This is a genomic window from Methylocapsa palsarum (assembly GCF_900114285.1).
GTDB classification, from domain to species: Bacteria; Pseudomonadota; Alphaproteobacteria; order Rhizobiales; family Beijerinckiaceae; genus Methylocapsa; species Methylocapsa palsarum.
The window spans coordinates 77,851-85,982 of the sequence record NZ_FOSN01000016.1 but is presented as its reverse complement, the minus strand read 5'-3'; the positions used below and the strand labels follow the sequence as shown (position 1 = coordinate 85,982).

The 8,132-nt window shown below is 59.9% G+C and carries 6 protein-coding genes; 1 reads left to right on the top strand and 5 read right to left on the bottom strand.

The annotated features are described in order from the left end of the window. Positions 1-523: 523 nt before the first annotated feature. From BM177_RS20380 to BM177_RS15615, 5 genes are all read right to left on the bottom strand, one after another. A complete protein-coding gene (locus tag BM177_RS20380) occupies positions 524-1,288 on the bottom strand; it encodes a hypothetical protein (protein WP_210185923.1) in 765 nt (254 codons plus the stop codon). A 2-nt stretch (positions 1,289-1,290) separates the two neighbouring features. Then, the gene (locus tag BM177_RS15630) at positions 1,291-3,774 is read right to left on the bottom strand and encodes a type I restriction endonuclease subunit R (RefSeq protein ID WP_210185922.1); all 2,484 of its coding nucleotides are present in this window, start codon (positions 3,772-3,774) and stop codon (positions 1,291-1,293) included. Beyond that, positions 3,771-4,997, bottom strand: a complete 1,227-nt coding sequence (locus BM177_RS15625) for a restriction endonuclease subunit S domain-containing protein (RefSeq protein WP_091685369.1) — start codon at positions 4,995-4,997, stop codon at positions 3,771-3,773. Before BM177_RS15625 ends, BM177_RS15630 begins: the two co-directional genes overlap by 4 nt. Continuing rightward, a complete protein-coding gene (locus tag BM177_RS15620; protein ID WP_244532381.1) occupies positions 4,994-6,910 on the bottom strand; it encodes a class I SAM-dependent DNA methyltransferase in 1,917 nt (638 codons plus the stop codon). Before BM177_RS15620 ends, BM177_RS15625 begins: the two co-directional genes overlap by 4 nt. 191 nt (positions 6,911-7,101) lie before the next feature. After that, complete coding sequence (locus BM177_RS15615; RefSeq protein ID WP_091685367.1) at positions 7,102-7,419, bottom strand: DUF6471 domain-containing protein; 318 nt, start codon at positions 7,417-7,419, stop codon at positions 7,102-7,104. 100 nt (positions 7,420-7,519) lie between these two features. Between BM177_RS15615 and BM177_RS15610 the strand changes: the two genes are divergently transcribed. Next, complete coding sequence (locus BM177_RS15610; protein WP_091685364.1) at positions 7,520-8,125, top strand: transposase; 606 nt, start codon at positions 7,520-7,522, stop codon at positions 8,123-8,125. Positions 8,126-8,132: the final 7 nt, after the last annotated feature.

The window sequence follows — 8,132 nt, the reverse complement described above, 5'->3', positions numbered from 1 at the left end:
GTCCGTGCAGCCCGTCGCGATAAAGACCCGGCATCCCGCCGGCATCGGGATCACGACCGCAACGCCTTCAACGTCGCGGTGATCACTCCTGAGGGGCGCGCGATTTGCCATGGCCATTAAAGGCTGACGAGCCGCCCCCGCTGTTGACTATTCTCGATCTTCTGGAATTCACTGCCGCGTCAATTGGGCAGCCTATTCAGGGTAGTTTTCATTCATATTTCCAGCATCACCATTTGACGTTTGACCACGACGAAGGACGCAACAGTTTCGTCACGGATGTTAACGCTTTTTGCGCGAAACGGTGTCGCCTATGAAATGTCTCACGATGGAGCAATCCGACGAATTCCACCTGTCGGATTACGCGAAATTCCGGCATCCTGTCGCAGCTGAACCAAGCTACAGTGTCGGCACCTGACGAGGAGGTGCGTCAGCACCTCGGAGACGGGTGTGGAGTTCGATTGTGAGCCCGCGCCGTCAGGACTGCGGCCGGACGAGCCATTCAATCACTTCTCATCCGAAGACTTCATGCCGCGGCACCGGGAAGACCATCCAGATCCAGCTTCTCGCCCGACTTGAGGATGTCGTAGATGATGTCGGTCAGGATCCCCATTGCCTGCCTGTCGCCCTTCAGGAGCAGCTTCGCCAAGGCGTTGTTGGAGGTCATCGAGCGCACCACGGCACCCTGGACGGCTCCGGGCAGATTGCCCTTCATCGCCAGTTCCTTTTCACTCTGGCCGACCTGCGCCATCACGACCTGGTTCTCCTGGGCGATGGAGGCGATCTGGTTAACGAAGTTTGCCTGGTCGCTGAGCGGGGCGGCCTCGCCGAAGAGGCTGTTCAGGCGACATATGAGCTCGAGAAGGTACACCGGCGTGCTGCCGGACATCGGCGATCCGCCTGCACCGGTCGGCTTCAGGACCAGTTCGTCATCTGCGGGCGGCGTCGGATTGCCGCCCGTGGAACCGTCCCGCGGCTTGATCTCGAACCCGGTGAGCGTGAGGCCCTTCAGGTCGATCTCATCCGGCGTCACGCCGTCCAGACGATTCGCCAGCAGCTTGGCGAATGTCGCGAAGTTCTCCAGATCAGGATCGTTCAGTTCGATCAGCTGCGCGATATAGGCATAGGTCCGACAGAACCGTTCCAGGCCTGCCCTGAACTCAGTTAGCGAGCCGATCGCTCCGTCTGCCAGTCCGCGGCGATGGTCTGCGGCCTTCATGCCGTCCTCGTCGCCGATGTCCCTGGCGTTCTGATAGGCGATCTCGGCAGCCCGGACCTCTCGCCGCTGCACCTTCAGTATCTGGTTGAAATGATCCGTTGGTGCTTGCGTCGCGGCGAACAGATCCTTGTGCTGGGCTCGGTGCCCCCGGCGAATGCCTGCGCGGTCTTGAACCGCGCCGTCTTGAATGCTTCGAGGTTGGCGACGCTGTAGACCCCGGCGTCGTCCAGCCGATCCCTGATCTCGTAGATCACGTTGAGGTCTTGCATGTCCTCGATCGCGGCGCCGGCATCGTAACTGGCAAAGGCGCTCAGCACCGTTTCAGGATCGTTGACGAAGTCGATCACGAACGTCCGGTCCTTGCCGGGAAACGTCCGGTTGAGGCGCGACAGCGTCTGAACGATCTCGACGTCGTTCGCGATCTTCTTGTCGATGTACATGGCGACGAGCTTCGGCTGGTCGAACCCTGTCTGGAACTTGTTTGCGACTAGCATCACCCGATATTCTGGGCGGTCGAAGACGATTCGCAGGTCCTGCCCCTTCACGGCCGGATTCATGGTGTCCTCCGAGAACACCGCATCCTCATCGACGACAAACGTGTCGCCCTTCAGCTGCGCATCATCGAAGTGCATGACTTCCTTACCCGTCAGCTGCCCCGAGAAGGCGACTAGGGTATGGATGCCCTTATACTGGGGGTGCGTCTCGATGAACGAGTCGAAGGCTTTCTTATAGCGCACGGCGGCGGCGCGCGAACTCGTCACGACCATGGCCTTCGCCTTGCCGTCGAGCAGATGCGCCACGTTTTTGACGAAGTGCTCCATGATGAACTGGACCTTCTGCACGACGTTAGTCGGGTGCAGCGTCATCCACTTCGCCAGCGCGCGCTTGGCGGCCTTCCCGTTGACCCGCTTGGTGTCGACCATCTCCTTGCCGAGGTTGAACGCCGTCTTGTAGGGGATGTAGCCCTCCAGGACGTCGAGGATGAAGCCCTCCTCGATCGCCTGGCGCATCGGGTATTTGTGGAACGAGACCGGCAGATTCTCCTTCGATGCGGGTTTGCTCGGGTCTGCAGGCCGGCCGAACAACATCATGGTCGAATGCTTGGGCGTCGCGGTGAAGGCGAACTGCGACACGTTCTTCGGGCGCACGCGCGAGTTCTGGATTTCGGTGAGCAGCTCCTCGACCGTCATCTTCTCCATGCCGGCCTTGGACGAAAGAGCGAGCGTCGCCTGCAGCTTCGACGCGGTCGTGCCGGTCTGCGACGTGTGCGCCTCGTCGATGATGACGGCGAAGTTGCTATCCTTCAGCGACTTGTCGGTGAGGATGGCCTCCATCGCATAGGGAAAGGTCTGGATCGTCACGATGATGATCGGCACGCCACCGAGCAGCGCCTCGGTCAGCTGCTGGCTCTTCGACTTGGACGACGTGTCCCGATCGATCGCGGCGATCAGGCCTGCCTGGTGATCGATCTGCTGGATCGCATCCTGAAGCTGGCCATCGAGCACCGTTCGGTCGGTCACAACGATGACCGAGTTGAAAATCGGGGTGCCGTTGTCACGGCGTAGCTTGATCAGGTCATGCGCAGTCCAGGCGATCGTCGAGGTCTTCCCCGACCCAGCGCTGTGCTCGCACAGATAGGCTTGCCCTGGTCCGTTCTGGGCGGCGTCCGCAATCATCGCGTTGACCGCATCCCACTGGTGGAAACGCGGGAAGATCTGCGTTTCCTTGGTCGTCCACGCCCCCTTCAGGTCGACCACTTCCTTCTTCTCAACATAGACGAAGCTGTGAAAGATGCGCAGCCATGCATCCTGCGGGCAGATCTGCTCCCAGAAATAGGCGACGGGGTATTCGCCGTCGGCACGGGCAGGATTGCCCGCGTGGCCATCCTTCCCCTTGTTGAACGGTAGGAAGAAGGTGTTGTCACCCGCGAGCTTGGTGGTCATCCAGATGACGCTGTCCGACATCGCGAAATGAACGACGGCGCCGCGCTTGAAGGTGAGCAGCGGCTCGGTGCGCTTTGTCTGGAGATCGACCGGCAGACGGTCCTGCTTGTATTGCTCGATGGCCGCCGCGGCGGACTGCGTGAAGTCCGTCTTGATCTCGACGGTGCCCACCGGAATCCCGTTGATGAACAGCCCGAGGTCGATCGCATACTCCTTGCTCGGATGGTAGCGGAGCTGCGGGACGACGCGCAGGCGGTTGGACGCATAGCGGTGCAGAACGTCCTTGTTGCGCTGATCCTCCGGTGCCGCCTCGCTGACGTCGATGTGGCCGCAGCCGGCGATGTCGAAGCCGCGGCGCAGGACCTGGATCGTGCCCTGCTTCTCAAGCGCCTTCTCTAGGCGGTCCATCAGCACATTCGGCGCCTTCTCGCCGTTGAGCGCGACGAGCCTGTCCCATTTCGCCGGCTGAGTGTCCTTCAGCCAGGCGACGAGATCCTCGGGATAGAGGGCATAGTCTTTGTCGTAGCCGCTGGTGTCGCCGAGCAGCCATCCTTGCGCGACCAGCTTCTCGACGACATAGTTCTCGAACGGCTTCTCGTGATGCGCTTCGGTCATGCTGCGGCCTTAATGGTCTTGGCAGCAGCGCCGCGCACGTCGATCTTGCCAGTGACTGCGGCGGTGATGAGCGCGGAGCGATGCTCCTTCAGGAGTTCAATGCTGCGCTCGGTTTTGGCGATCAGCCCGTTGATGCGGGCTTTCTCGCGATCCAGCCGTGCTGCAATGGCGCGCTGCTCTTCCAACGGAGGCAGATAAACCGGGATGCGCCGCAACAGATGCCATTTGATCTGGCGCTGGATGTCACCAACGCTCATCGACGCAATCATGAACTGGTCAACATACGGCTTGCTGCGGAATGCGTAATTGGCGAACGCAGGGTCTATCTTCGCTGGATCGAGGCCGAGCACAACGTAGGCAGGGCTTACGATGCCCCGATGCGTTGAGACCCCGACTGAACCGCGCCATGCTTGCTGGTTATTCATGACCAAGTCGCCAGGCTCGACCAGCTGATACTTCTCCAGGCTCTCGGCGGGCTTGTGAACGAGACCTCCGCCTTCGGAATAAGGGATTACGCCCCTGTCCAAATAGACGGAAAGCAGCCCCTCTGTTGCCATTCCGGTAATGCACTTAGCAGTGGTTATAGACCAGAACGGAACCGCCTGCCACGTGTTTTGAGGCGCCATCATAGCGATGATCTCGCCGGTAGCGCGCTCCTTTAACAGGTCGATGAACTGACGCTTTCGACGGATTAGCGTATCGGCCCGTCCCGTTTCACGTTCGAGAAAGGTCGAGATTGCCTCCTGGTCTTCCCGCGAAATATCAGGAACAGGGAACTCCAGAAGCTCAGTTTGGCTCAAGTTTTGCCGTATGCCTCCGCCTAGGCCGTTGAAAATGTTACCTAAGTAGGCTGCATAAAAATACCAATAGTAAAATTTGGAGAGAGTCTGATCCGACATTGGCCTGAGCCGTATGTATGCGGGGCTCATAATCCCCCGACGCGGCACAAGGCCAACTCGACTGGTCTTGATGTTCTGAAGATCGATGAGCTTGAAGGCTAGGTCGCCAGGCTCAAAGATTTGATAAGTTGAGTAGTCCGAAGACTGTAGGCCTTCAAGATCATCGAGAGACCGATTTACGACGCCACCCATCGTCAGGGCGAGGCGATGACGTTCGGCCATCCCGAAATTGATGGTCTTTTCGTAACGAAATCGGCGTTTCGCAGGAACGGTCGCCCAGAGCGAGGTGCCCACGAATTCCTGAAGAAAGTCACGACGGCTCATTCCATCACCTCTTCAAGCGCAGCCGCGATTTCGGCTTCGACCGTCTTCAGGTCTGCATCGATCAGGTGCAAATCGCGAGGTGGTTGATACTCGTAGAAATAACGGTTGAAGTTGATCTCATAGCCGACGACGCCGACGTCACCGTCCAGCTCATCGCGATAGCTGTCGTCGATATAAGCGTCGGGCGCATGCGGCAGAACCTCGGCCGACATGTAGACGTTGATCGGGATACCTAGAGGCACATTCTCGAAGTCCGTGAGGTGATCGTCCGCAACGGCGTTGCCATCATCATCGGTCACCGGATCGCCATCCGGATCGCGCACGCCGAAAGCAGCTATGAACGCTTTCGTGAGCGGCTTCGAAGCCTTTCCGAGCGCGCAATCCTTTTTCGCCGCAGACCTAGCGAACGGCTCCAGCCAGCTCACCTCGTGCTCCACGCCCGTGTGCTGCATAAGGAGCGCCGTCCACCCCTCACGCTGATCGGCGGCGAGTTTGCTCCACGTCTTGTCGTCGGCGAGCTTGGCGAAGCCCACTTCAGACACCACCGCCTTCATCCGCAAGGGACGCAGAACCTTGACCCGGCGATAGCCGAAATCGCGATGGTCGAGGATCAGGCTCGTGTTGCTAGGCTCGAACGCGGAATAAGCCTCAACAATCTGCCGCATCTGTTCGCGACTGATCTCCCGTTTCTTGTTGCCCTCATTCTTACGCATCGGCATGAACAGCTGAGTAGCGTCAATAAGCTGCACCGTGCCGCGGCGTGCCTCAGGCTTCTTGTTGGACAGGAGCCAGATGTAGGTGCCGATGCCAGTGCGGAAAAAGATCTCGGTCGGCAGTGCGATGATCGCCTCGACGTAATCGTTTTCGAGCAAGTGACGCCGGATCTCGGATTCGCCCTGACCGGCGTTGCCGTTGAACAGCGGCGAGCCCGACAGCACGATGGCGGCCCGGCCGCCGCCCCGTTCGGGCACCTCCAGCTTGCTGACGAGATGCAACAGGAACAGCATAGAGCCGTCGCTGACGCGCGGGAGCTTAGGACCGAAACGGCCCTCGAACTTCCTGTCGCTGTGCTCGCGCACAACGGCCGGCTGATCCTTCTGCCACGGCTTCCCGAATGGTGGGTTCGAAACGCAATAGTGGAAACGATCAGGGTGCTGGTCGTTCGACAGCGTGCTACCGAGCTTGATGTTCTTCGACAGGTCGCGGCCGGGATCGGATTCCAGCGTCTTCAGCAGCATGCCAGCGAGACACACGGCGTGGGTCTCAGGCTCGAGCTCCTGGCCGTAGGGCACGACGACGGGAGCGATGCTGTATCGGTCGCGCAGGTTCTGCACATGCTCCATGCCGTCCGACAGAAAGCCGCCCGTCCCGCAGGTCGGATCATAGAGCGTGCGGATCAGACCCGGGTTGTTGACGAACAGCTCGTCGTCTGGATCGAGCAACAACTCGATCGCCAGATGGACGACGTCGCGGGGCGTCATGAAGTCCTCGGCCGCCTCATTCACTTCGGCGCCGAAACGACGGATCAGGTGCTCGTACACGTTGCTCATGGCCCGCTCGGGCACGGCATCGGGATGCAGGTCGATGGCGGCGAAGTTCTGGCATATCTTGAACAGGACGCCTTGCTTCTCCATCCGCGCGATCGTGTTGGCGAAGTCGAACTGCTCGAAGATCACTCGAGCGTTGTCGCTGAACTTGGAGACATAGTCCTCAAGGTTCTGGCGCGTGCGGCTACCGCCCAAGGTGCCAAGCGTGTAATTCGAGGTGTTGTAGAACGGATAGCCAGTCAGCTGCCGCAGCACGACATCAAGGTCGATGCCCTGATCGGCCATCGCGGAATTCGTCCTCTGCACCTGCTCACGGGTGGGCTCCAACACGCACTCGAGACGGCGCAGCAGGGTGAACGGTAGAATGACCTTGCCGAAGTCGGTGTGCTTGAAATCTCCCCAGAGGTCGTCGGCATTCTTCCAATGAAGTCGACGAGCGAGGTGCTGCGGGCGGTGCGGATGTCGGTCATGGTCTCTGCTTCGTCCTTCGTTTCGTCCGCTGCGGCTGAGTGGGTTCTAGGATGGGCGGCGCCCACGGCCAAATGGTCTAGCTCGCATCAGGGGGTTGGATCCTTTCGGGCCTTGGCCAGCGTCTGGGTGCCACCCTGTCCAAGACCCTCGCCCTGCAGAAGGGCCGCTGAGCCTGGCACCTGCATCCAGTCGGCGCCGATGGCGACCATCGCCTGCAGGAAGAACACGAAGGGAAAGCGGCCCCGCGACACCTTGTTCTTGATCGCGGCCTCGGTCTCCTCGACGCCGATCGCGGCCAGCGCCTCGACCAGTCGAGCATAGCTGAGCCCGCGTCGCATGAGTTCGGCGCGCAGCATGTTGCGCGCCAGCGCCTCCCAATCGGCCTCGCCCAGCGACGTAGTCACAGATTGCTACCTGTGTTATGGTATCGTCCGTGCTCCCAAAAGTATCGTATACGCAACTTTTCCCTTGTATTGACATCGAAATGGCGTCATATACAAGACTATGGATAGCGCAGATGATACCGGAAAGGCAAGAAGGACGCGCAAAGCGTCCGGCGCGCATTTCCGTCAGTCAAAGGCGTGGCGCACATTTCCGTTGTCGAAGCTCGAGAAGATTACCGAGGAGGACGCGGAGGCGCTGTTCCGCAAGATGCGCTGGCCGGAAACGGATGGGGAGCCCGTCTGTCCCTGGTGTGGCTCGCACAAGTCCTGGTATCTGGAGAACCAACGGCGTTGGAAATGCAAAGCCGCCAGCTGCCTGAAGCAGTTCTCCATCACTAGCGGCACGCCGCTGGCGCACCACAAGCTCACCTTCAAGCAGATTCTGACCGCAGCCCGCTCATTCACGAAGGGCGCCAAGGGCAACAACGCCATCGAACTGAGCGCCGATGTCGAAATCGAATACAAGACCGGCTACGTGCTTCAGCAGAAATATCGCGAGGGCATCATGCATTCGATGCGGGACGGCCGTCTAACCGGTGATGTCGAGATCGACGGCGGGTGGTTCGGTGGCTATATCAAGCCCGACAACCGCAAGATCAACCGGGTCGATCGCCGACTGAAGGCCCAACCTGAACGGGAAGCGCCGCGTCGTTGTCGGTGCGCGTGAACGTGGC

What these genes read in the sequence shown, in the direction of transcription:
- BM177_RS15610 (WP_091685364.1), top strand. Translation starts at nt 7,520, where the DNA reads ATGGATAGCGCAGATGATACCGGAAAGGCAAGAAGGACGCGCAAAGCG.
- BM177_RS15625 (WP_091685369.1), bottom strand. Translation starts at nt 4,997, where the DNA reads ATGAGCCGTCGTGACTTTCTTCAGGAATTCGTGGGCACCTCGCTCTGG.
- BM177_RS15630 (WP_210185922.1), bottom strand. Translation starts at nt 3,774, where the DNA reads ATGACCGAAGCGCATCACGAGAAGCCGTTCGAGAACTATGTCGTCGAG.